Annotated in this window: 1 protein-coding gene and 1 pseudogene; both read left to right on the top strand. The window is 48.1% G+C overall.

What is annotated here, in order from left to right; translation table 11 throughout:
- Positions 1-162, top strand: a pseudogene (fmt, locus tag KIV40_RS30580) (methionyl-tRNA formyltransferase); the annotation flags it as partial.
- 88 nt (positions 163-250) lie between these two features.
- Positions 251-847: transcription antitermination factor NusB (locus KIV40_RS30585; RefSeq protein ID WP_285353043.1), on the top strand; the 597-nt coding region annotated here is incomplete at its 3' end.

Genomic DNA, 847 nt, shown 5'->3' on the forward strand with positions numbered 1-847 from the left:
GGTACGATTCTACAAGCGGATAAAACTGGTATCTATGTAGCAACAGGGCAAGGCGTACTTGTTCTTGAACAGCTACAAGTACCGGGCAAGAAAGCGATGTCAGTTCAAGATATCTTGAACTCTCGCGCAAGCTGGTTTGAAGTGGGCACACAGCTCGTCTAGCCCTTGCAAGACTGCACTCAATGCAGTCTATAACCTTTACGAGGGCAGAGATGCCCTCATGTATTCAATAAAATAGTCGGTACTCTCCATGAATGTTCGCGCTGCTGCTGCCAATGTCCTATTCCAAGTTGTCGATAAAGGCCACTCTCTTTCACACGCGTTACCTGCGGCTCAAAAAACAATCCGCCCACGTGACCATGCACTACTGCAAGAGATCTGTTATGGCGCTCTGCGCTACTTACCTCGCCTAGAATCTATCGCCAACCAATTAATGGACAATCCATTAAAAGGCAAGAAACGTGTTTTCCACCACCTAATTCTGGTTGGTATTTACCAATTGAGCTTCATGCGTATTCCTTCGCACGCAGCGGTAGGTGAAACAGTAGAAGCGACCAAAACTCTGCGTGGGCAGAACCTAAGTGGCTTGATCAACGCTGTACTACGCAACTATCTACGCGATCAAGAAGCTCTGGATGAGGCTGCAGTCAGTCACAACGCTGGCAAATACGGGCACCCAAGCTGGATCCTAAAGATGCTACAAGAGAGCTACCCAGATCAATGGGAGCAACTTGTTGAAGCGAACAACAGCAAGGCACCAATGTGGCTGCGTGTTAACCGTCAGCACCACACTCGTGATGAGTATGCTGAGCTGCTTACAAACGAAAACATTGAATACACTCTGCAC

This window comes from Vibrio sp. D173a (genome assembly GCF_030248475.1).